The sequence below is a fragment of the Weizmannia agrestimuris genome, assembly GCF_943193165.1.
In the GTDB taxonomy this organism is placed as follows: domain Bacteria; phylum Bacillota; class Bacilli; order Bacillales; family Bacillaceae_C; genus Weizmannia; species Weizmannia faecalis.
On record NZ_CALPDC010000006.1, the window covers coordinates 15,815 to 38,215 of the forward strand.

The window sequence follows — 22,401 nt, forward strand, 5'->3', positions numbered from 1 at the left end:
CGGGGAAAACCGGATGGTGTTTTTTCGGATGAAGTTGATTTTTGAAAGAACCAGGCCCCCTTCAAATTGTCTTAATCCATAATGATTGTCGCCTGATGGTATTTATCAGAAAGGCAAAATGTCGGGACCCATGAACTTGGACATGCTTTAGGCTTGAAACATCATACGAGCAGTGACATGATGTATAAATACGAAACCATCAGAATAACATTAAACGATAATGAAAACGCATTCAAACCTTGTCGGCTAAAAGAACCTAAAATCAAAGGAGGGATTTAGAATGAGTTTTTCACAGAAAAAAACATTGCTTCCATTGGTGGTTGTTCTGGTACTGATTGCTGCAATGGCGATGGGGGCGTGCTCTCATCATGCTGCAACCAATAAAACGAGCAAACATCCTAAAAAAGTGCAGATGGACGGTGCTTTTTCAATTAATAGGGATCATCCTGAAGAAACTGTCGGGGACGCCGATTTTTAGCATGCGTTGAGGAGAAAACAGGTACGGCATATAAAAATACAACACAAATTGAAACAGAAGAGGGTACGAAGGAAATTTCCACACCCTATACCAATTACAAAATAACAGTATTGGAAAATATAAAAGGTGAACTAGAGACTGACAAACCTATTCCCGTTCAAAAAGCTGGCGGCATTTCGGAAGACGGGAGTTCAATCGTAACATTTGATGATGATGTGCTTCCTGAAGTTGGCCAATCTTATGTATTTTTAGCATACGCACAAGATGATGGTTCTTTACTTGTTTCTGGTCCCAACTCAAATACAGAGGTTTCAGGAAACGACGATACGGACACAAGTGACACAATCGAATCCTCTTCTGTTAATCATTCTTCCGCCATGAAAGCGCATAAAAATGCATTGAAACACCAAGTCAAGTCAGATAGAAAACGAAGTATTTCCAAATATGACAAAACCAAAGATTAAAAGATGATTTTATTATGGAACTTGTGAAAAAAACGCAAAAATTCGCCTTAATTGAACATAGCAAAACACCCTCTATAGCCTCTAATGAATTAAAGGGGGCTTTTTCCTGTTTTCAATGATGTTTTTCAAGTTAAAGCAGCATTCACACGCCGCTCTTGTTTCGCATTATGCCGATAAATATGCTATAATATGTTAAGTTTGGGACCAGTCTGTTCGTTCATTTATATGAATGGGCTTATTTTTTTACGCGCTCATCTGCCGTTTTTGGCTTAACAATTTTTTTTCGGGAATAATCGGAAAGAGGTGGAATGAAATGAAAATCTCAACGAAGGGCCGCTATGGGCTGACCATTATGATTGAACTGGCAAAGCGGTACGGCATGGGGCCGACTTCCCTGAAATCCATTGCCCAGAGCCAGAATTTGTCTGAACATTATCTGGAGCAGCTGATTTCTCCGCTCCGTAATGCCGGGTTTGTCAAAAGCATCCGCGGCGCTTACGGCGGCTATGTTTTAACGCGAAAACCTTCGCAAATCACAGCCGGTGATGTGATCCGTGTGCTGGAGGGACCGATTACACCGGTAGAGGGCATTGAAGACGAAGAACCGGTGAAACGCCAGCTCTGGATCCGGATCCGGGACGCGGTCAAGGACGTTCTTGACAGCACAACCATTGAAGATCTGGCCAAATACCGGGAAGATACAGAACCGGATGCCTACATGTATTATATCTAATTAAGAGGTGCGAAAAGTGGAAAAAATTTATTTGGACCATGCGGCCACTTCCCCTGTTCTTCCGCAAGTTGCAGAAAAAATGATGCAAGTGCTTACCGGCCATTTCGGGAATCCGTCGAGCATTCATGCATTCGGCAGGGAAGCGCGCCGCATTTTGGACGAAGCGCGCCAGGTGATTGCAGACAGCATCGGCGCACAGTTTAATGAAATCATTTTTACAAGCGGCGGAACCGAAGCGGATAATTACGCGATTCTCGGTACGGCAGAAGCAGCCGCTGAAAAGGGAAAACATATTATTTCCACGGCAATCGAACATCATGCCGTTTTGCATCCGCTGGAATACCTGGAAACAAAAGGGTATGACGTCACGTATTTGCAGCCGGATGAAACAGGGCGGATTAAGGCGGAAGACGTGCAAAAAGCGCTCCGAGATGATACCATTCTTGTCAGCGTGATGTATGGAAATAATGAAGTCGGAACGATCCAGCCAATCGCCGAAATCGGTGAGCTGCTGAAAAACCATCCGGCCGTTTTTCATACGGACGCCGTCCAGGCTTACGGAAATGAGAAGATCGACGTAAATGCCCTGAACGTGGACATGCTTTCCGTTTCGGCCCATAAAATCGGCGGGCCAAAAGGGATCGGATTTTTATACGTTCGGAACGGAACAAAATTGAAAAACCGCAACTTCGGCGGCGCCCAGGAATTAAAACGCCGCCCCGGGACGGAAAATACGGCGTCCATTGCCGGTTTTGCCGAGGCCGTCAAATGGGCGCAGCAGGCGCTTGTGGATAAACCAAAGCAATACAGCGCTTTTAAACAAAGATTTATGGAAATTTTAAAGCAGGAAAAGGTGGAATTTCAGCTGAACGGCAACGCGGAGGCGGCCCTTCCGCATGTGCTCAACTTAAGTTTTCCGAAAACGGATGTGGAATCGATGCTTGTCAATCTGGATCTTGCCGGGATTGCGGCCTCGAGCGGTTCTGCCTGCACAGCCGGGTCGATTGAGCCTTCCCATGTCCTTGTTGCCATGTTCGGGCGCGATTCGGAACGGCTCCGTACCTCCATCCGTTTCAGTTTCGGGATTGCCAATACGATGGAGCAAGTGGAAGCAGCCGCCCGTAAAACGGCAGAAATCGTCCGCAAGTTCCAGCAACAATAGAAAAGAGGAGGCATTATGCAAAAAGCACCAAAAGATACAAGAGTGGTTGTTGGCATGTCGGGCGGCGTTGATTCTTCTGTTGCCGCCTATTTGCTTAAACAGCAGGGCTATGATGTGATCGGCATTTTTATGAAAAACTGGGATGATACCGATGAAAACGGCGTCTGTACGGCAACGGAAGACTACAATGATGTCATCCGCGTCTGCAACCAGATCGGCATTCCGTACTATGCCGTTAATTTTGAAAAACAGTATTGGGATAAAGTGTTCACCTATTTTCTGGATGAGTACCGCGCGGGAAGGACGCCGAACCCGGATGTAATGTGCAACAAGGAAATCAAGTTCAAGGCTTTTCTTGAACATGCTTTAAACCTCGGCGCCGATTATCTTGCGACTGGCCATTACGCACGCGTGACTCACCAGGACGGCGAATATAAAATGCTGCGGGGCGTGGATGGAAATAAAGACCAGACGTATTTTCTCAACCAGCTCGGGCAGTACCAGCTTTCGCGCGTGATGTTCCCGATCGGGGATCTGGAAAAACCGCGCGTCCGCGAAATTGCGAAAGAAGCCGGGCTTGCCACGGCAAATAAAAAAGACTCGACCGGCATCTGCTTTATCGGCGAACGCAATTTCAAAGAATTTTTAAGCCATTATCTGCCTGCGCAAAAAGGGCTGATGAAAACGCTCGACGGTAAAGTGATGGGCGAACACGAAGGTTTGATGTACTATACGATCGGCCAGCGCCACGGCCTTGGGATCGGCGGTTCCGGCGAGCCATGGTTTGCTGTCGGCAAAGACCTGAAAGAAAATGTTCTTTATGTGGAACAGGGATTCCACCATCCGGCCCTCTACTCCGACTATATGACCGGCGTGAAAGCAAACTGGGTATCGGGCAAAAAGCCGCCTGAAGTATTCCGGTGCACCGCGAAGTTCCGCTACCGCCAGCCGGATCAGAAAGTAACGGTCCAGCTGCTTGGTAATGATGAAGTCAAAGTCATTTACGACGAACCGGTTCGTGCCGTCACCCCCGGCCAGGCTGTTGTTTTTTACAACGGTGAAGAATGCCTTGGCGGTGCCACGATCGATAAAATTTATAAAAACGAAGAACAGCTCATGTACGTCGGCTGATCTTACAGGAGCCATGCACACAATTGTGGGCATGGCTCTATTTATGGACAAAACAGTGAAATGTTGACCAGGGGAAACGTGATCGCCGGAAACAAGGAAACGGGGAAGCTCGCCATGATCGCAGTACAGGTTTTTTCATGAAACAGGAAAGGGCAGTACTCCTTCACACAGCGTGAAAAGACCCGCTCCATTTGCATACAGCTGTAAAAATCACCTCATCTTTCACACAGCCTGCGAAGACGATGATCTGGACCGGGTGGGGGAAGTGCAAAAGCATGCCCTCACAAAATGTCGGGGTTCGTTTAAAAAGTGAAGCGATTCATTTTATGTTATAATACTCGTATCATTAATCAGGAGTGTACGAAATGAACAAGCATGAACGCGGTATGAAAGCCTTGCAGAAAAAAAAATATGATGAAGCGCTGAAATGGTTTAATGAAGTGATCGAAGACAATCCGGACGATCCGGTCGGCTATATCCATTTCGGCGATGTGCTGCTTGCTGCAGGCGAGCGGGAAAAGGCGCAGAATTTTTACCGGAAAGCGCTGGCATTGAAAGAACTTCCCACCCCCTTTTACAGCCTTGGCACAATCCAATACGAAGAGGGGCATTATGAAGCGGCTGCCGGCTGTTTTGAAAAAGCAATCCAGCTCGGGCTCAAGGACAAAGATACGTATTTTATGCTCGGCATGTGTTTTATGATGCTCGGCAATCCGCGCTTTGCCATGCCGTATTTGCAAAGGAGCGTTGAACTGGATGAAGGGGATACGGAAGCGAGATTTCAGTACGCGCTCTCCCTTATCAAATCCAATTTCGCGGACGAAGCGCTGAAACAATTTCAAAAAGTGCTGGAACAGGACCCAAAACATACGGATGCTTTATACAATACAGGCGCGATTTATATGCAGTTCCTTGGCGACCTGGAGAAAGCGGCCGGCTACTTCAAAAAAGCGGTGGAGATTCAGCCGGGCCATCTGCTTTCGGGATACGGCTTGAAAATGGTTGAAAAACTGAAAGACATTGAAACGCTGTAAGGTGATGAAATTGGAAAAACAGCATGCGATGGATTTATTCCAGGACGAGGAAAATTTTATAAAAGGAAAGCATCTCGCGACCATCTTCCATAACGAGCAAAATTTGTATTCCGTCATCCGTGTGCGGGTGGAAGAGACCAATACCGGGCTGGAAGATAAGGAAACGGTGATTACCGGCTATTTTCCGCGCATCCATGAACAGGAAACGTACACCTTTTTTGGAAAAATGCAGGAACACCCGAAATTCGGCCCCCAGTTCCAGGCAAATCGCTTCCAAAAAGACATCCCCAATACAAAGCAGGGCGTTATTGAGTATCTTTCCAGTGATTTATTTAACGGCATCGGCAAAAAAACGGCGGAGCGGATCGTTGGCGTGCTCGGTGAAAATGCGATCAGCAAAATATTGGAAAATCCCGCCGCCCTTGACGAAGTACCGAAACTGGCACCGGAAAAAGCGCAGCTGATCCGTGATACGTTAGTTGAACATCAGGGGCTTGAACGTGTTATGATCGGGCTTGCGCAATACGGTTTCGGGCCGCAGATTGCGATGCGCATTTACCAGGTTTACGAGGATGAGGCGCTCGAAAAAATTGCGCAAAATCCATACCAGCTCGTTGATGATATTAAAGGCATCGGTTTCGGGCGGGCCGATGAACTCGGCCGGCAGCTCGGCATCAGCGGGACGCATCCGCACCGCATCCAGGCCGGCTGCTGTTACATGCTGGAAATGGAAAGCATGCAGCACGGTCATGTGTACGTCCTGAAAGAAGAACTTGCACAGGATGTCAAAGCCCTTTTGGAAGAATACCAGCATGTTGAAATCCCGATGGACTTGATTGAAAATGAGCTGGTGAAACTTCAGGAAGAGAGCAAAGTCATCATGGAAGAAGACAAAGTCTATCTTCCGTCCCTCTATTTTTCGGAAAAAGGAATCGTTTCCAATATTGAGCGGATTATGTCGCAAACCGAGTATGCGGAACAGTTCCCGGAATCTGAATTCCTGCTTGCTTTAGGCAGTCTTGAGGAACGGATCGGGGTCGAGTATGCCCCGTCGCAAAAGGAAGCCATCCAAAAAGCGCTGATGAGTCCGATGATGATTTTAACGGGCGGGCCCGGCACAGGGAAAACAACGGTCATTAAAGGGATTGTGGAACTGTACGGTGAATTGCACGGCGTCTCGCTTGACCCGCAAACCTATAAAAAAGATGAGGTATTTCCGATTGTTCTCGCGGCGCCGACAGGGAGGGCCGCGAAAAGAATGGCGGAGTCAACTGGTCTGCCGGCGATGACGATCCACCGCCTGCTCGGCATGACCGGCATGGAGGACCTGGACGATTCAGAGGAACGGCAAGTAGAAGGCAAGCTTGTCATCATTGATGAAATGTCGATGGTCGATACATGGCTTGCGAACCAGCTGTTAAAGGCGCTGCCGGATGAAATCCAAGTCATCATGGTTGGGGATGAAGACCAGCTGCCGTCCGTCGGTCCAGGCCAGGTGCTGAAAGATTTATTGAAATCGAACGCCATTCCGGTTGTTAGGCTGACAGACATATACAGGCAGAAAGATGGTTCTTCGATTATTGAACTGGCCCACCATGTTAAAAATGGCCGTATTCCGGAAAATATTTTTCAAATGCAGGCAGACCGTTCGTTTATCCGCTGTTCTTCCGGGCAGGTGGCGGAAGCGGTGGAAAAAGTGGTGAAAAGCGCGAAACGGAAAGGCTATACGGCAAAAGACATTCAGGTGCTGGCGCCGATGTACAGGGGGCCGGCCGGCATTGACCGTCTGAACAGCCTGTTGCAAAATATTTTTAATCCGAATGAGAACGGGGCCCGCAAAGAGCTGAAGCACGGGGACGCGGTTTACCGGATCGGCGATAAGGTACTGCAGCTTGTCAACCAGCCGGAACACGGGGTGTATAACGGCGATATCGGCGAGATTGTCTCGCTTTTTACCGCAAAAGAAAATACGGAAAAACAAGATATGCTCATCGTTTCTTTTGATGGGATTGAAGTGACGTATACGAAGCCAGATTTCAATCAGATTACGCTTGCGTATTGCTGTTCGATCCATAAATCGCAAGGAAGCGAGTTTCCGGTCGTAATTTTGCCGGTTGTCCGCAGCTATTACCGGATGCTGCGCCGAAACTTGCTGTATACGGCGATTACAAGGAGCAAAAAAATTTTAATTCTGCTTGGCGAAGAACCGGCTTTCCGGATGGGTGTGGAAAGGGAAGATGACCAAAAGCGGAAGACGACACTGTGTGAAAAACTGGCTGAAGCATTAAAAACGGCACAAAAAGAGGCAGGGACGGAGACAGCCCTGTCCTTAACAGAAGAAAATTGGGACCGGGTCGACCCGATGATTGGCATGGCGGGCATTACCCCGTACACGTACGCAGAAGAAGGACAGACTGCGTCCCAACCGGATTAAGCAACCAAAAAGCAGCGGCAGGCCCCGCTGCTTTTTGGTTTGGCTCAAGGATCAAGTTTTCTGGCAGGTTGGACCTGGCTGATTTGGACACTTTTATCCCCGGCGTTTTTAAACTTAAAGATGGATATGGCCGTTAATAGGGCTAAAACGATGACACAGGCAATCATAAGGAGTCAACAAACTGACCAAAAGCTCTGAACATGGCGGGGGTTTTATCCTTTGACGGGTTGCCGATCAACACTGCTTTTCCTCCGCCAAAATCGACATCCGCCGCTGCACATTTATAGGTCATCCCTTTCGATAACTGCAACACATCTTCCAACGCTTCATCCAGCGTCCGGTACGGCTGCATGCGGCAGCCCCCCAATGCCGGCCCGAGTGTCGTATTATGGATTGCGATAATGGCTTTCAAACCTGTTGCAGGATCATTACAAAAAACAATTTGTTCATGTTCCTGCATTTTATCGAGCAATGTTTCCGTTGTTTGCATATACGGTTTGATCACATTCATTTCAGATTACCTCTATTTGTACTGTGGATATAGTGATAAAAGTGTAAAAGAAAAGGTTTTCTGCACTTATTTTGACAGCGTTTATATTTCACCGGACCGCCGCCTAAAAATCATTGCAATTGAATACTTTATTGCACCAGAAACGATGCGCTAGAATAAAAGCGGTAACATCATGTTAAATCTAAAAATTTATAAGATTTTGTGTCGGAATCCATCATAAATGATTGCAAAAAGAAACGAAATAATAAACTGTATCAATTTCGGGTGTAAACCTTTCTATTTTGAATAAGTTTTCGTATTGCAAACTGCATTTTGCAAAGGGGGCTTTTTCATGGATCAGTTGGACATTCGTCTTCTTGAAATGCTGCAAAAGGATGGGCGCATGACTTTAAGTGATTTATCGAAGAAATTGTCCCTCAGCCGCCCGAGCATTTAGGAACGGTTGAAACGGCTGCAGGAGAAGGGGATTATCGAAGGATTCAGCGCAAGGGTATCCCCGAAAGCTGTGGGCAGGGAAGTGGTTGCTTACATGCAGGTAAGTGAGATCAAGATGTCCACTTATACAGAATTTGAGAAATGGATTGTGCAGGTTCCCGAAATTGTTGAATGCCATCGCTTGACAGGCGCTGTCAGCTATTTGCTGAAAGCTGCCGTTACCTCTATGGACCATCTGAGCAAGCTGATTGACCGGCTCACCCCTTATGGAAACATCAACACATCGATCGTACTGTCATCACCGGTCGCTTTTCGCTGTATGACGCCGGTTCCTTTTGAAGAAAAACAAAAAAATTAGGGCTTGCGAAACCCCGGTTTAAACATCCCGGCAAGCCCTTATTGCTGTTTCTTTCCCGTTTCCGGACGGATTTCCTCTGCGGTTTCCGTGCCGTACCGGAGGGTTTGTGCTTTGCTCCGCCGCGGAACCCCTTTTTGGAGCACATAGTCGGTTAAATATTGGTGATAAAAATGTTCGAATACGCTGATGACGACGGCAGCACCGATCGAAACCTGAAGCCCCGGCAAATGGTTGTGGGCGAAAAACCGAGTCATCCCCCAGATGACAGAAAATGCAAGCCCAAAGTCTAAGATCAGTACAAACCAGTCCGCTGTGCGCGGAAGAAGGCCAAGATCAGCCAAAAAATAAGAAATCACGCTAAGCAAGAGCGCTGTAAACAGCACACCGAAAAAAGACATGCCGTAAATGAAGCCGAGCACCAAATACAAAAAAATAAAATGCCCGGCGATTTTAATCAAAAGCGGTTTAATGTTTTGCATACATGTCACTTCCTGCTGTTGGTTTCCTATATTTTTTCCGGAATGGACGATCATACGCTGGGAACCGTTTCCTTGCATGCTGTCAGTCCGCTCCGGCAAACTATATATGCCGGTTTGACGTATGCTTTTTGGAAAAATTGGGCATATTGGTAAGCAAAAATGGACCTTGAAAGCGAGGTGCTTACCATGCAATGCCCGAATTGCCGAAGCAAGGACATCGGAAAAATCGGCGTGAACCAGTATTACTGCTGGAACTGTTTTATTGAACTATCGGTTGCAAAAAATACAATCCATACGCATCAGGTGGAAGAAGACGGCACATTGAGCTCTTTGGATGATTTGTTTGAGGAAGAAGCACGCAAACTCAGCTGAATGGAGGGAATGGGGAAATGAACAAAATGATGATGGCTGCAGTCGGTTTTGGTGCGGGAATGGCCGCTGCCCAGATGGCGAAGAATGGCTTCGCGGACAGGCGGCAGATGCGGAAAATGGCAAAGCGGGTGCGCAAGGCATTCCGTTAAAACCGCCTATCCGATAAAAACCCCGGTCTCGTTTCCCTGGCCGGACGCCAACGGACGAAAGGAAACGCACGGATGCATCTTGCCAAATGGGCGGATATCCCTGTCCCGCTGCATCCCTTTTCACGAAGCCCGGTGTTCTCGTTTATAAGGTTTTGCGTCCTCCGTGTTTCAGTTGTCCCAAAGGTTGCTGCATTGGACCGGTGATAAAAATCCTCATAAACTTCCCTCTTTCGCAAACACTTGAAGGAGGGAGGTTTTTTTATGCAACGGTTTCGCGGTACATGGCTGTATAAATTGTTTTGGTTGTTATTTATTCTGATTATTTTATATGTGCTGCTTTTACTCAAGCCTTTTTGGGCGCCCGTATTGCGCGTCGTACTGGCGGTATGCCTGCCGCTTTTAATCGGCGGTTTTATCGCTTACATCCTCCACCCACTTGTTGAATTTCTTTATAAAAACGGGCTGCCGAGAGGGCTTGCCATCCTGATTATCTATATTTTGTTTTTTGGCGGCACCGCTTACGGCGTTTACAGAGGGCTGCCGCTTGTGATCGCCCAAATGAACGATCTGTCGGAACATCTGCCGCAGTTTGCAGACCAGTACAGGGACGGCGTTGTTTACTTGCAAACATCGATGAAGCACTGGCCGGACGGGCTTCAGGACCAGATTGACGAGCGCATTGAACGCTTTGAATTATGGCTCTCTGCAAATGTTTCAAATTCAATCAATATGCTGATGCAACTTGTCAATTACGCCATTGCGCTTGCCGTCATTCCGTTTATTTCATTTTACCTTCTGAAAGATTTTGAACATGTCAAAAAAGCGGCACTGGCATTGACGCCGGAAAAATGGCGGCCGTCCGCTGCAGCATTTATTCGCGATGTCGACCGGTCGATCGGTGGCTATCTCCGCGGCCAGCTTTTGGACTGCCTGTTGATCGGCTTTCTTTCTTTTGTCGCATTTGCCATCCTTGGCATGAAATACCCGATTTTACTCGGTATCATCATCGGGGTCACCAATGTCATTCCGTATTTCGGCCCTGTTTTGGGCGCCATTCCCGTTTCGGTTATTGCGGCGACCATTTCATTAAAATTTGTCCTTTATGTGGTCATCATTGTGTTCGTCCTGCAATTTATTGAAAGCAATATCCTTTCCCCTTTTATTGTCGGGAAATCTTTGCATCTTCACCCGCTGTTTATCATCATCGCCTTGATCGCGGGAGAGGAAATCGCGGGGATCGCAGGACTGATTCTCGCTGTGCCGGCGCTTGCCGTGCTGAAAGTGGCCATCATCCATGCTCGCAAAACTTTGCGCTTTTCAGGCCGCACGAATCAAGTTGACAAACCGGAGTAAACTTTTTTATAATTTACCCATGAACATACGTGTCCTGTGGGCAAAATAGGCTTCCGGACAGGGATTTTTGTCCGGGCTTGGGAATTGCGCAGCACAGGCCGTTCCTATTGATAGAACTGCATATCAAAAAACGAAGAAAGATCGAGTATGTTATCGCCCATTTTAAACCGTGATGTACGGCCCAGAGAGGAATTTCCGCGGCTGAAAGAAATTCCAAAATGAAGGATAACAGAACGCTAATCCGGAGTGCAGCCAAACCCTGCCGTTTTGCCCCGTTACAGGCACCCAAAGAGAAGGGCGTTTTTTGCCTTTAATCAGGGTGGTACCGCGAGCAAGCCTCTCGTCCCTGTCCGGGATGGGGGCTTTTTTGCGTCCGGGGGGTTCCGGTTTTCATAAATAAACAGAGGAGGTTTTCTCATGAAGAAAAGATCAAGTGCGGAAATCCGCAGCATGTTTTTGGACTTTTTTAAGGAAAAAGGGCATAAAGTCGAGCCGAGCGCTTCACTGATCCCGGTCAATGACCCGTCGCTACTTTGGATTAACAGCGGTGTGGCCACTTTAAAAAAATATTTTGACGGCACGGTCATTCCGGAAAACCCGCGCATTGTCAACGCGCAAAAAGCAATCCGGACAAACGATATTGAAAATGTCGGAAAAACAGCGCGCCACCATACATTTTTTGAAATGCTCGGCAACTTTTCGATTGGGGATTATTTCCGTGAAGAAGCGATTGCCTGGGCATGGGAGCTGCTGACTTCCGACAAATGGTTCGGCATGCCAAAAGAAAAACTGTATGTCACCGTTTATCCCGATGACCTGGATTCGATTGCATGCTGGAAAAAAATCGGGGTGTCCCCGGATCATATTATCCCGCTCGAGGGCAATTTCTGGGAAATCGGCGAAGGGCCATCCGGGCCGGATACGGAAATTTTCTTCGACCGCGGGGAAAAATACGACCCGGAACGGTTAGGAATCCGGCTCCTTCAGGAAGATATGGAAAACGACCGCTATATTGAAATCTGGAATATCGTGTTATCCCAGTTTAATGCGATACCAGGGGTTCCGCGCAGCGAGTATCCGGAGCTGCCGAAGAAAAACATTGATACCGGAATGGGCCTCGAACGGATGGCATGCGTGCTGCAAGGGGTCGATACCAACTATGACAGCGACTTGTTCATGCCGATTATTCAAGAGGTCGAAAAAATCTCCGGTAAAAAATACCGTGCCGGAAACAAAGAGGCAGATACGGCATTTAAAGTAATTGCCGACCATATCCGCACCGTTGCCTTTGCGGTTGCGGACGGGGCACTGCCGTCAAACGAAGGCCGCGGCTATGTTTTACGCAGGCTTTTGCGCCGGGCGGTTCGATACGCCATTCAGCTCGATATTCACGGCGCTTTTATGTACAAGCTTGTGCCGACGGTCGGCCGGATTATGAATTCCTATTATCCGGAAGTGGAAAAAAATGCCGATTTTGTGCAAAAAGTGGTTCGTTCCGAAGAAGAACGTTTCCAGGAAACGCTGAACGAAGGGCTTTCCATTTTGGAAGAACGGATCAGGGCGGCAAAGAAAAACGGCTTAGAACAGCTGCCGGGTGAAGATATTTTCATGCTTTACGATACGTACGGCTTCCCTGTTGAACTGACAGAAGAGTATGCGCACGACCAGGGGCTCCGTGCCGACCATGAAGGCTTTGAAAAAGAAATGGAGCGGCAGCGTGAACGCGCACGCAACGCCCGCCAGCAGGCAGAATCGATGTCCGTCCAAGGCGGCGTGCTCGGCAATATTACAGTGAAAAGCGAATTTATCGGTTATGACCACCTGGAGGGGACGGCACATGTCGCTGTCCTTTTAAAAGACGGTGACATCACGGAGTCGGCTGCCAGCGGAGAGGAAATCCGGTTCATTTTAGATCAAACCCCTTTTTACGCGGAAAGCGGCGGCCAGATTGCCGATCATGGCACCTTGACAGCAGAAGGGCTGAAAGTGGAGGTCACAAATGTGCAGAAAGCGCCGAACGGCCAAAATTTGCATCAGGGCGTTGTCGTATCAGGCACCATCAAAACCGGCCAGGAAGTATTTGCACAGGTGGACGGAGCAAAACGCCGTGACACGGAAAAGAACCACTCTGCTACCCATCTGTTACACCAGGCATTGAAGGATGTGCTCGGCGTTCATGTCAACCAGGCGGGATCGCTTGTCGAACCTGGACGCCTCCGTTTTGACTTCTCGCATTTCGGGCAGGTGACAGAAGAAGAACTCGAAAAAATTGAAACGATCGTCAATGAAAAAATTTGGGCAAGCCTGCCGGTTACAACGGATTTGAAAAAACTGGACGAAGCGAAAGCGATGGGCGCGATGGCGTTGTTTGGCGAAAAATACGGGGAGATCGTCCGCGTCGTTCAAATGGGCGACTACAGCCTGGAACTGTGCGGCGGCTGCCATGTTTCGAACACAGCCCAGATCGGCCTGTTCAAAATTGTTTCCGAATCCGGAATCGGTGCAGGGACAAGGCGGATTGAAGCGGTAACGGGAAAATATGCTTACGGATTGATGCAGGAACAGCTCCACCTTTTAAAAGAGGCAAGCGCCAAATTAAAAGCAAAACCAACAGAATTGCCGGATCGGATCGACGCCCTCCAGCAGGAATTGAAAGAAGCGCAGCGTGAAAATGCATCCCTGGCCGCAAAACTCGCCAATATCGAAGCCGGATCGCTTGTGGACCGCGTAAAAGTAGTAGACGGCATAAATGTGCTCGCGGCGAAAGTCGAAGCCGGCGACATGAACCAACTGCGCAATATGGCGGACGATTTAAAACAAAAACTCGGAAGCGGCATTATTGTCCTCGCTGCGGCGACAGAAGGAAAAGCCAGCTTCATTGCCGGCGTCACCAAAGACCTTGTCGAAAAAGGGTACCATGCCGGGAAGCTTGTAAAAGAAGTGGCATCGCGCTGCGGCGGCGGTGGCGGCGGCCGTCCGGACATGGCGCAGGCCGGTGGCAAACAGCCTGAACAAATTGATGCCGCATTACAAATTGTAGAAGAATGGGTAAAATCCGTTTGATTCAAGCAAAAAGTAGTGTACAATGAAACAAAGCTGGTTGTTTACACGGATCGTTTTCAGGCAGAAAGCGGAAAATGCACCTTCAAAATTTGTGTAAACCGGAACATCTAAAAAACCAAGCTTTAGTAGAGAGGTGCTGCGATAATGAGCTCATTCGATGAAACGATGAGGTTTAATTTTCCGGAAGAACCGACGGAACACGAGGTCAAGGAAGTTTTGCTCCATGTATACAGCGCGCTCGAGGAAAAGGGCTATAACCCGATTAACCAGATTGTCGGATACCTCCTCTCGGGCGATCCGGCTTATATCCCGCGCCATCAGGATGCCCGGAATATGATTCGCAAACTGGAACGGGATGAAATTATCGAAGAACTGGTCAAATCGTATTTGAAACAACATCGCGGGGGATCAAATTGAAAATTATGGGCCTTGATGTCGGTTCGAAAACCGTCGGTGTGGCGGTCAGCGATGCCCTGGGCTGGACTGCCCAAGGCATCGAAACGATTGCCATCAATGAAGCAAAGGGCAAATTCGGTTTCGACAGGGTCGCTGAACTCGCGCAAATCCACGGCGTCGAAAAAATTGTCGTCGGATTCCCGAAAAATATGAACAACACGATCGGCCCACGGGCAGAGGCCTCAAAGGTTTATGCCGAAGAATTAAAAAAACGGCTCAATCTGCCCGTTATTTTATGGGACGAACGTTTAAGCACGGCACAAGCGGAAAGAATATTACTGGAAGCCGATGTCAGCCGTAAAAAAAGGAAAAAAGTAATTGATAAAATGGCGGCAAGTGTAATTTTGCAAGGATTCCTTGACAGTCAAACTTAACGGGGTGAAGAAATGACACATAACCATGAACATGACCACGAAGACCACCAGCATATTACCGTAGTGGACGAAGACGGAAACGAACAATTGTATGAAGTGCTTTTTACGTTTGAATCCGAAGATTTCGGAAAATCGTACGTCCTGTATTATCCGATTGGCGCGGAAGAAGACGAGGATGAAAGCATCGAAATCCATGCTTCCGCCTATGTGGAAAATGAAGACGGCACAGAAGGGGATCTCCAGCCGATTGAAACAGATGAAGAGTGGGAAATGATCGAGGAAATGCTGAATACGTTTCTCGATGAAGAAGAAGCATAAACGCATCTTGAACATGCACACGGGACAAACCGTGTGCTTTTTCCATCTGCCGGAATGGAAGACTTTCCCTTTTGAAAAGAAAATGAAATAAAACTTGGCGAAATTTGTAGTATAATGGACAGGAAAAAAGTCGAAAATGGCTTTCTGTACTTGTTTTAAGATTTTTCTTATTGAGAGGAAGATTCTGTTTTGGCCGGAAAGAAAAATCCGTTTCAACTGTTGCTTCAAAAAATGAAGCAGAAACCGAAATTATGGATAGCCGCATGCATCATCATGCTGGCTGTTGTTGTTTTTGGAGGGGCTGCCCTTTTTTACGTGTCGGCGCTGAAACCGGTGGAGCCTGGAAGCCATAAGACAAAACTCGTCACGATTCCGCCCGGCTCCGGGGTAAAAGAGATCGGGCATATTTTGCAAAAAAACGGGATTATCAAAAATGCCTGGGCTTTTGCAATTTATGCGAAATCCCACCACCAGTCGGGTTTAAAGGCCGGCACCTATCAAATGTCGCCGTCCATGGATACGAGCGAGATCGTCAGCAGCATGCAAAAAGGCGGCATTGCCATGATCCGCTTTACCGTGCCGGAAGGGGCCGGCCTTGAGGAAATTGCGGAGATCATCCAAAAACACAGCTCCTTCCGGAAAGAAGAGGTGCTCAAGCGGGCAGATGACCCTGCTTTTGTACAACATTTGATGAAAAAATATCCGCGCCTTGTGACAAAAGAAGTTTTCAATCAGCAGATCCGGCATCCGCTCGAGGGCTACTTTTTTCCGGCGACCTATTCGTTTTATGATCAGCATGTGCCGCTTGATGCCGTACTGGAAACGATGGTGGCTAAAACAAATGCGGTTTTTTCCGCTTACGCTGGGAAAAGCACACAGGCCCGTTTAACGCCGCACAAACTGCTTACGATGGCTTCACTTATCGAGGAAGAAGCAACTGAAAAAGCGGACAGGGCAAAAATTTCAAGCGTCTTTTACAACAGATTAAAGAAGAATATGCCGCTGCAGACGGACCCGACCGTACTGTATGCTTTAAACCGGCATAAAGAAAAAGTGACGTATAAAGATTTGCGGGTGAATTCCCCTTATAACACGTACAAACATAAAGGCCTGCCGCCGGGCCCGATTGCAAGTCCCGGAGAACAATCGATCAAGGCTGCGCTCAAGCCCGAAAAAACCGATTATCTCTATTTTCTTGCAAATGTGGATACAGGAAAAGTCTATTTTGCCAAGACATTGAAGGAACATAATGCTTTAAAGGAAAAGTACATTGCGAAGGCGAAACGGTAAACATTCGCTTTCCCGTTTGAAATGTGCTACGATAATAAGCGGAATTTTTTTGAGAAGCAGGGAGAAGTTATGGAAATGTGTTTATGCCGGAGGGCCCAGCGATGAACGGCCCTGTCGAAGCGTATATAGAACAGTTGATGCAAAAGAAAGATCCGCTTTTTGAAGAAATGGCGTCATTTGCAAAATCAGAGCATATTCCGATTATGGATCCGATCGGAGTGGAAACACTCTGCCAGTTGTTAAGGATTCAAAAGCCGGAAAGCGTGCTTGAAATCGGGACGGCGATCGGGTATTCGGCCCTGAAAATGGCAGATGCGCTTCCAGATGTAAAAATCGTCACCATTGAACGCGAAGAAGAAAGGGTTGCCCAGGCAAATGCGTATTTTGCCCGCACTCCTTTATCCCGGCGGATCCGCCTGCTGAAAGGGGATGCACTTTCTTCTGACGTCATCCAAAAGGCCCGGGAACTTGGCCCGTACGATGCGATCTTTATTGATGCGGCAAAGGGGCAGTACCGGAAATTTTTTGATTCGTTTACGCCGTTGCTGCGGGAAAAGGGATGTGTATACACGGATAACGTGCTATTTAAAGGCCTTGTGGTACAAGACTTCATCGCAAAGAAACAAGTCAGCAATCTGGTGCGGAAAATCAGAAGCTACAACGAATGGTTAATGCAACATGAGCAATTTATCACCGCGATTTTCCCAGTCGGAGATGGATTGGCAGTCAGTATGAAGAGGTGAAGAAAATGGAACGAAAGCCGGCTGTGATTGGCGTGGCCGGGGGCTCCGGGTCCGGGAAGACAAGCGTTACCCGGGCGATTTACGAAAGCTTGAAGGGACACTCCATTCTGGTACTTGAACAGGACTTTTACTACAAAGATCAAAGCCATCTCCCGTTTGAAGAAAGGCTGAAAACCAATTATGACCACCCGTTTGCATTTGATAATGACCTGTTAATTGAGCATTTGCATAAACTGCTTTCTTATGAGGCAATTGAAAAACCGGTTTACGATTTTTCCAAACATACGCGCGCTAGCCGCACCATCCATGTGGAACCGAAAGATGTCATTATTTTGGAAGGCATTTTAGTATTGGAAGATGAGAGATTGCGCAACTTAATGGATATTAAGCTGTATGTCGATACCGATGCCGATTTGCGGATCATCCGGCGGCTTGAACGGGACATCGAAGAGCGCGGCAGGACGCTCCAGTCGGTCATCGAGCAGTATATTACGGTGGTCAGGCCGATGCACAACCAGTTCATCGAGCCGACAAAAAGATATGCGGACGTCATTATCCCGGAAGGCGGGCAAAACCGGGTGGCGATTGATTTGGTCGTGACAAAATTGCAATCCATCCTTGAACAAAAGTCTTTTTTGTAATACGATTATTTAGAATACATGGTGAGCGCGCCGGAATCTTTTCGGCGCGCTAAACAACATGGTGGAAAAAACACAGCCGCTTGCAGAAAGCGTCATCTTGTATGTTGAAACGCATACACATTTGATAACTAAGAGATATAGGAGTGAAGGGATTTGGCTCAGGAAAAAGTTTACCCGATGACCCAGGACGGGAAAGAAAAATTGGAACAGGAACTGGAATATTTAAAAACGGTCAAACGGAAAGAAGTCGTCGAACGGATAAAAATTGCCAGAAGTTTCGGGGACCTTTCCGAAAATTCCGAGTACGACTCCGCGAAAGAAGAACAAGCTTTTGTGGAAGGCCGCATTACGACGATTGAAAACATGATCCGCAACGCGAAAATCATTGAAGATGACGGGACAGATACGGTATCGCTCGGAAAATCCGTTACTTTTGTGGAACTACCGGACGGGGAAGAAGAAACGTACACGATTGTCGGAAGCGCTGAAGCCGATCCGTTTGAAGGAAAAATTTCAAACGATTCCCCGATTGCAAAAAGCCTGCTCGGGAAAAGCGTCGGAGAGGAAGTCACGGTTCAGACGCCGGGCGGGGATATGAGAGTCAAAATCATCTCGATTCAATAATCCGGAGCGGGTGCGCAGGTGTTCCAAGGTGCAAGTTGTAAAGGATACGGCCTGCTGCAAACGCTTATCACATCCGGATTGCGGTGGGCCATGCCCGCCGAATTTTCTTTGTGCGCCTTTTCGATTCGGTAAAACCGTGGTATGATAAGGCCATGAAGTGGAGGGATGACCTTGCCTGAATTTTACAGCCGTGAAGAACGGAAACAGGCCATGCAGCAGTCAAAACGGCGGAAAACAAACATCATTTTAAATACACTGATTGTGATTGTCATCGCGCTTATTTGTATTGTGGCTTACTCCATTTTTTTCGCCGGGAACGACAACTCAAAACCGGCACCGAAAGAAAAGAAAGCGGCCGTAACAAAGACTGCTTCATCCGGCCATGAAACGACATCATCTCATACATCCAAAAAAACGGCGGACAAAGACAGCAAAAAATCAACCCGTAAAGTGGAAAAAAGCAATGAACCGAATGTGAAAGAAGTCATTACCGATTCCAGCTGGAAACCGGTCGGAACCGAACAAACAGGCGGACATGTCTATTCCGCCTCGTCCACTTCCCTTGACTGGAAGGAAAAGCTGAAGGCATTGTCGTATGCAACAGGCATACCGGAAGACAATATGACGGTCTGGTTTTTGGAACACGGGGCAACGACCGATGAGGCGATCGGGACGGTTTCCGCGAAAAATGCCGATACGACCTACCGTGTTTATTTGACATGGGTGGACGGAAAAGGGTGGAAACCCACAAAGATGTATGAATTGATCGAGAACGATAAAAAATAAGCGGCCGTCTGTGCCGCTTATTTTTGTGCCGTAAAATGGACGACCGCGGAATAATGGGGTCTGCCGTCCGCGTCAAACTGCATTTGGTGGGAAACGGACGCCACCCGGAGCAGCAAGGTTTTATTGGCTTCGATTTGATCATTGATTTTTTTCTCGAGCGCCTCAAGCCGGTCCGCTTCGAAAAATTCAATCTTATCCTCTATCCTGTCAAGCTCAAATGCCATTTTCGTACACCTCCATGTTCATCGTATCAGACGTTGTTTTTTTGGCAAGCCGTATCCACTTCTGCTTTTTTGCTATATAATGGGGATTGGAACTTTTGGACGAAAGAGGGAGTCATATGAGAATTGGAATCATCGGCGCAATGGAAGAAGAGGTGTCGATTTTGCGCGGGCAGATCGAGCACCCGCAAGTTAAAACGATTGCCGGTTATGAATATACGGCGGGAAAAATGAAAGGGAAAGATGTCATCTTGCTTCGATCCGGCATCGGGAAAGTGAATGCTGCGCTTTCTACCGGCCTTTTGCTGCAAACATACGCGCCGGATTGCTTAATCAATACCGGTTCAGCAGGCGGCGCAAACCCCGCCCTTCACGTCGGCGATGTCGTCATTTCAACGGAAGTACGCCACCATGATGTGGACGCGACAGTATTCGGCTATGAATACGGGCAAGTGCCGCAAATGCCGCCCGCTTTTTTGGCGGATGAGAAACTTGTCCGGATTGCGGAAAGCTGCGCAGGGAAACTGCCTGGCATTCAGGTTGTGAAAGGACTGATTGCTACCGGGGACTCGTTTATGGATGATCCTGCGAAAACGGCGGCTGTAAAGGAGCACTTCCCGGAAGTGCAGGCGGTGGAAATGGAAGCCGTTGCCGTCGCACAAGTGGCATGGCAATTTGGCATCCCGTTTGTGATCATCCGCTCCCTTTCCGATATTGCAGGGCAGGAGTCCGGGATCTCTTTTGATGAATATCTTGAAACGGCGGCCGTGAACTCTGCCCATCTTGTCACGGGTATTGTTGAAAATCTGTAGACCCATTTTTTTCCTTCCTTTCCTGTAATTACTTGTCTTTTTTATGTTTCATCTGTGATAGAGTAGGTTTAGCAGATTGATAGAAAGGGTGAGGCGGTTGAAGAAAGCGAAATCGATGTATGTGAAAATGGTGGATTTTAAAATGTACGGCATCGTGCTGCTTGCTGTGACGGGCTTTTTATATTTGGGTGCGGTGATGCCGATCGAAGGGAAATCCGAACTGGGGACAAAAATTTTACTCGTTGCTTCAAGCGGGTTTGTTGCCGTATCTGTTTTGTTTTTCTCGATTTCACGTGCTTACCATAAACAGCTTTTAAAAAGCGAAGAAGGCGCACAGCTTTTACAGCGGAATAATCGCAAATCATAATCGAAAAGGCAGGGGCCTTTGTAACGCGGGCGGTGCAGTAACGAAGCACACGGTTGTCCGGCATACAAGGTTTTCGGCCTTTTTTTATTTTTTTGCCAATTTGCGGTTTACAAACCCGCCGGAATTGGATATACTTTCCTATGTAAGCAAATTCAAAGGAGGTTGAAGAACATGGCATACACAATCCTATTTTCTGCAGTTGCAACTGAACATGTTCTGCATCCGCTCCGTATCGGTTTGAATTTGCGCTGATTTTTTAACTTGACGCACAAGCCGCAGGATGCATTTGCCTGATCCGTGCGGTTTTTTTCCGGAAAGCCGCGGGATCATGCCTGTCCTGCGGTTTTTTTGCGCCCTTAAGGAGGTGGAAAAATATGACACTCAATTTAATCTTTATTACCGTCACGATTAAACGGCTGAAAAAGACGGCAGAACAAAGGCAGCGTGATGAAGAAGTTTTCAGGCTGTACGATGAAATGAATGCAAAGCGTGAGGCATTCCAAGCAAGGCATTTTTAAGCTGAAAAAACACCTGAAGAAAGGAGCGGTTGACGATGGCCCGTTATCAGAAACGTTTGGACTTTATCTTTATGGAGACAGATTCCACCTAGCAAAACCGGATCAGGGGATGGCGCTATGTTTTTGCATATTTTGATTTTTACCGCTGTTTTCCACAGGCGGAAAAGAAAAAGCTGATGGCTCCGGCCACCGGCTTTTTTGACATCTATCTATTGAAAAGCATTCTCAATACTGAAATGGGAGAGCGGCGGTCTCTGGGCGTAAAAAATTTCAATTATCTGCCCTGATTTTCAATTACAGAGGTGAAAAAAAGAGGCGGAAACAGCATAAAAAACATAAATATCATGGTTTTATGACTATATCATATAAAATCAGGAAACGATAAAATAGAAAACCGGGTGTAATTGCTTGACACGAAATTAATTCCATATAATAATTGGTATTGAATTAAAATGATTATTGTTTGCTGGCCTGGTCAGTGAACCATGATCATTTACCACAAATGATTTTAAGGAGGAATTGCACGATGTCCCTTATTGGCAAAAAAATTGAACCATTCAAAGCACAAGCATACCGCAACGGTGAATTTGTCGAAGTGACGGATGAAAATTTCAATGGAAACTGGAGCATTGTCTGCTTCTATCCTGCTGATTTTACATTTGTCTGCCCTACTGAACTGGAAGATCTTCAGGAAAATTATGCCGCTTTAAAAGAACTCGGCGTGGAAGTCTATTCGGTTTCAACAGACTCTCATTTTGTTCACAAAGCATGGCATGACCATTCTGAAGCGATCAGCAAAATCGAATACACCATGATCGGCGACCCGACACAAAAACTTACCCGTATGTTTGATGTATTGCGCGAAGAAGAAGGCGTTGCTGACAGGGGCACTTTCCTGATCGATCCGGACGGCGTCATCCAAGGGGTTGAAATCAACGCTGACGGCATCGGCCGTGACGCAAGCATATGGATCGACAAAGTCAAAGCCGCACAATATGTACGCCAGCATCCAGGTGAAGTATGCCCGGCAAAATGGAAAGAAACGGGTGAAACACTGAAACCAAGCCTTGATCTTGTAGGCAAAATCTGAGGAGC

The 22,401-nt window shown here is 47.4% G+C and carries 27 protein-coding genes and 2 pseudogenes; 26 read left to right on the forward strand and 3 right to left on the reverse strand.

Features of this window, described 5'->3' with window-relative positions:
• Positions 1 to 129 precede the first annotated feature (129 nt).
• From NFR98_RS15795 to recD2, 8 genes and pseudogenes are all read left to right on the forward strand, one after another.
• Positions 130 to 279, forward strand: a pseudogene (locus tag NFR98_RS15795) (hypothetical protein); the annotation flags it as partial.
• 1 nt (position 280) lies between these two features.
• A complete protein-coding gene (locus NFR98_RS04550) occupies positions 281 to 478 on the forward strand; it encodes a hypothetical protein (protein WP_230951702.1) in 198 nt (65 codons plus the stop codon).
• A 110-nt stretch (positions 479 to 588) separates the two neighbouring features.
• A complete protein-coding gene (locus NFR98_RS04555; protein ID WP_230951703.1) occupies positions 589 to 942 on the forward strand; it encodes a hypothetical protein in 354 nt (117 codons plus the stop codon).
• A gap of 313 nt (positions 943 to 1,255) precedes the next feature.
• The gene (gene cymR, locus NFR98_RS04560) at positions 1,256 to 1,675 is read left to right on the forward strand and encodes a cysteine metabolism transcriptional regulator CymR (protein WP_014097908.1); all 420 of its coding nucleotides are present in this window, start codon (positions 1,256 to 1,258) and stop codon (positions 1,673 to 1,675) included.
• Between the two features lie 16 nt (positions 1,676 to 1,691).
• Entirely contained in the window at positions 1,692 to 2,837 is a 1,146-nt protein-coding gene (locus tag NFR98_RS04565; RefSeq protein WP_014097909.1) for a cysteine desulfurase family protein, read from the forward strand.
• Between the two features lie 15 nt (positions 2,838 to 2,852).
• Positions 2,853 to 3,968, forward strand: coding sequence for a tRNA 2-thiouridine(34) synthase MnmA (mnmA, locus tag NFR98_RS04570; protein ID WP_014097910.1), 1,116 nt, complete (start codon positions 2,853 to 2,855; stop codon positions 3,966 to 3,968).
• A 365-nt stretch (positions 3,969 to 4,333) separates the two neighbouring features.
• The gene (locus NFR98_RS04575) at positions 4,334 to 5,002 is read left to right on the forward strand and encodes a tetratricopeptide repeat protein (protein ID WP_014097911.1); all 669 of its coding nucleotides are present in this window, start codon (positions 4,334 to 4,336) and stop codon (positions 5,000 to 5,002) included.
• 10 nt (positions 5,003 to 5,012) lie between these two features.
• Entirely contained in the window at positions 5,013 to 7,436 is a 2,424-nt protein-coding gene (gene recD2 / locus NFR98_RS04580; RefSeq protein ID WP_014097912.1) for an SF1B family DNA helicase RecD2, read from the forward strand.
• A 166-nt stretch (positions 7,437 to 7,602) separates the two neighbouring features.
• On the opposite strand, the pseudogene NFR98_RS04585 reads toward recD2, so the two are convergent.
• Positions 7,603 to 7,947: pseudogene (locus tag NFR98_RS04585) on the reverse strand (Glu/Leu/Phe/Val dehydrogenase dimerization domain-containing protein); the annotation flags it as partial.
• A 331-nt stretch (positions 7,948 to 8,278) separates the two neighbouring features.
• On the opposite strand from NFR98_RS04585, the gene NFR98_RS15800 reads away from it, so the two are divergent.
• Together NFR98_RS15800 and NFR98_RS04590 are read left to right on the forward strand one after the other, a co-directional pair.
• On the forward strand, positions 8,279 to 8,383 hold the full coding sequence (locus tag NFR98_RS15800; RefSeq protein WP_014097915.1) for an AsnC family transcriptional regulator: 105 nt from the start codon (positions 8,279 to 8,281) through the stop codon (positions 8,381 to 8,383).
• Positions 8,384 to 8,389: 6 nt separating this feature from the next.
• Positions 8,390 to 8,740: an Lrp/AsnC family transcriptional regulator gene (locus NFR98_RS04590; RefSeq protein ID WP_014097916.1), complete on the forward strand. Its 351-nt coding sequence runs from the start codon at positions 8,390 to 8,392 to the stop codon at positions 8,738 to 8,740.
• Positions 8,741 to 8,778: 38 nt separating this feature from the next.
• Here NFR98_RS04590 and NFR98_RS04595 read toward each other — a convergent pair whose 3' ends face one another.
• Positions 8,779 to 9,219 carry a YndM family protein gene (locus tag NFR98_RS04595; protein ID WP_014097917.1) on the reverse strand — a complete coding sequence of 147 codons (441 nt, stop codon included), beginning with the start codon at positions 9,217 to 9,219 and terminating at the stop codon, positions 8,779 to 8,781.
• Positions 9,220 to 9,378: 159 nt separating this feature from the next.
• Here NFR98_RS04595 and NFR98_RS04600 point away from each other — a divergent pair, with 159 nt between their 5' ends.
• The 12 genes from NFR98_RS04600 (at position 9,379) to NFR98_RS04655 (ending at position 19,388) form a co-directional block, all read left to right on the forward strand.
• The gene (locus tag NFR98_RS04600; RefSeq protein ID WP_035188196.1) at positions 9,379 to 9,591 is read left to right on the forward strand and encodes a YrzR-like zinc ribbon domain; all 213 of its coding nucleotides are present in this window, start codon (positions 9,379 to 9,381) and stop codon (positions 9,589 to 9,591) included.
• Positions 9,592 to 9,608: 17 nt separating this feature from the next.
• Positions 9,609 to 9,740, forward strand: coding sequence for a DUF3918 family protein (locus tag NFR98_RS04605; RefSeq protein ID WP_014097919.1), 132 nt, complete (start codon positions 9,609 to 9,611; stop codon positions 9,738 to 9,740).
• 261 nt (positions 9,741 to 10,001) lie between these two features.
• The gene (locus NFR98_RS04610) at positions 10,002 to 11,093 is read left to right on the forward strand and encodes an AI-2E family transporter (protein ID WP_014097920.1); all 1,092 of its coding nucleotides are present in this window, start codon (positions 10,002 to 10,004) and stop codon (positions 11,091 to 11,093) included.
• Positions 11,094 to 11,510: 417 nt separating this feature from the next.
• Complete coding sequence (alaS, locus tag NFR98_RS04615) at positions 11,511 to 14,156, forward strand: alanine--tRNA ligase (protein WP_014097921.1); 2,646 nt, start codon at positions 11,511 to 11,513, stop codon at positions 14,154 to 14,156.
• 144 nt (positions 14,157 to 14,300) lie between these two features.
• Complete coding sequence (locus NFR98_RS04620; protein ID WP_013859754.1) at positions 14,301 to 14,573, forward strand: IreB family regulatory phosphoprotein; 273 nt, start codon at positions 14,301 to 14,303, stop codon at positions 14,571 to 14,573.
• Positions 14,570 to 14,986, forward strand: a complete 417-nt coding sequence (gene ruvX, locus NFR98_RS04625) for a Holliday junction resolvase RuvX (protein WP_014097922.1) — start codon at positions 14,570 to 14,572, stop codon at positions 14,984 to 14,986. The genes NFR98_RS04620 and ruvX overlap by 4 nt, the downstream gene beginning before the upstream one ends.
• A 12-nt stretch (positions 14,987 to 14,998) precedes the next feature.
• Positions 14,999 to 15,304 carry a DUF1292 domain-containing protein gene (locus NFR98_RS04630; protein WP_013859752.1) on the forward strand — a complete coding sequence of 102 codons (306 nt, stop codon included), beginning with the start codon at positions 14,999 to 15,001 and terminating at the stop codon, positions 15,302 to 15,304.
• Positions 15,305 to 15,493: 189 nt separating this feature from the next.
• Positions 15,494 to 16,594 (forward strand): endolytic transglycosylase MltG, encoded by a 1,101-nt coding sequence (gene mltG, locus NFR98_RS04635; protein ID WP_014097923.1) that lies wholly within the window; start codon positions 15,494 to 15,496, stop codon positions 16,592 to 16,594.
• A 101-nt stretch (positions 16,595 to 16,695) separates the two neighbouring features.
• Positions 16,696 to 17,337, forward strand: a complete 642-nt coding sequence (locus tag NFR98_RS04640) for an O-methyltransferase (protein WP_014097924.1) — start codon at positions 16,696 to 16,698, stop codon at positions 17,335 to 17,337.
• Between the two features lie 5 nt (positions 17,338 to 17,342).
• On the forward strand, positions 17,343 to 17,978 hold the full coding sequence (gene udk, locus NFR98_RS04645) for a uridine kinase (RefSeq protein ID WP_013859749.1): 636 nt from the start codon (positions 17,343 to 17,345) through the stop codon (positions 17,976 to 17,978).
• Between the two features lie 153 nt (positions 17,979 to 18,131).
• Positions 18,132 to 18,602: a transcription elongation factor GreA gene (gene greA / locus NFR98_RS04650; RefSeq protein WP_013859748.1), complete on the forward strand. Its 471-nt coding sequence runs from the start codon at positions 18,132 to 18,134 to the stop codon at positions 18,600 to 18,602.
• A 171-nt stretch (positions 18,603 to 18,773) separates the two neighbouring features.
• Positions 18,774 to 19,388 carry a DUF1510 family protein gene (locus NFR98_RS04655; RefSeq protein ID WP_014097925.1) on the forward strand — a complete coding sequence of 205 codons (615 nt, stop codon included), beginning with the start codon at positions 18,774 to 18,776 and terminating at the stop codon, positions 19,386 to 19,388.
• 17 nt (positions 19,389 to 19,405) lie between these two features.
• On the opposite strand, the gene NFR98_RS04660 is transcribed toward NFR98_RS04655, so the two are convergent.
• The gene (locus NFR98_RS04660) at positions 19,406 to 19,612 is read right to left on the reverse strand and encodes a YrzA family protein (protein WP_014097926.1); all 207 of its coding nucleotides are present in this window, start codon (positions 19,610 to 19,612) and stop codon (positions 19,406 to 19,408) included.
• Between the two features lie 116 nt (positions 19,613 to 19,728).
• Here NFR98_RS04660 and mtnN point away from each other — a divergent pair, with 116 nt between their 5' ends.
• From mtnN to ahpC, 4 genes are all read left to right on the forward strand, one after another.
• On the forward strand, positions 19,729 to 20,421 hold the full coding sequence (gene mtnN, locus NFR98_RS04665) for a 5'-methylthioadenosine/S-adenosylhomocysteine nucleosidase (protein ID WP_014097927.1): 693 nt from the start codon (positions 19,729 to 19,731) through the stop codon (positions 20,419 to 20,421).
• Between the two features lie 88 nt (positions 20,422 to 20,509).
• On the forward strand, positions 20,510 to 20,788 hold the full coding sequence (locus tag NFR98_RS04670) for a YrhC family protein (protein WP_235221954.1): 279 nt from the start codon (positions 20,510 to 20,512) through the stop codon (positions 20,786 to 20,788).
• 374 nt (positions 20,789 to 21,162) lie between these two features.
• Positions 21,163 to 21,306: a YrzI family small protein gene (locus tag NFR98_RS04675; RefSeq protein ID WP_014097929.1), complete on the forward strand. Its 144-nt coding sequence runs from the start codon at positions 21,163 to 21,165 to the stop codon at positions 21,304 to 21,306.
• Between the two features lie 526 nt (positions 21,307 to 21,832).
• A complete protein-coding gene (gene ahpC / locus NFR98_RS04680; protein WP_014097930.1) occupies positions 21,833 to 22,396 on the forward strand; it encodes an alkyl hydroperoxide reductase subunit C in 564 nt (187 codons plus the stop codon).
• The last annotated feature ends 5 nt before the right edge of the window (positions 22,397 to 22,401 follow it).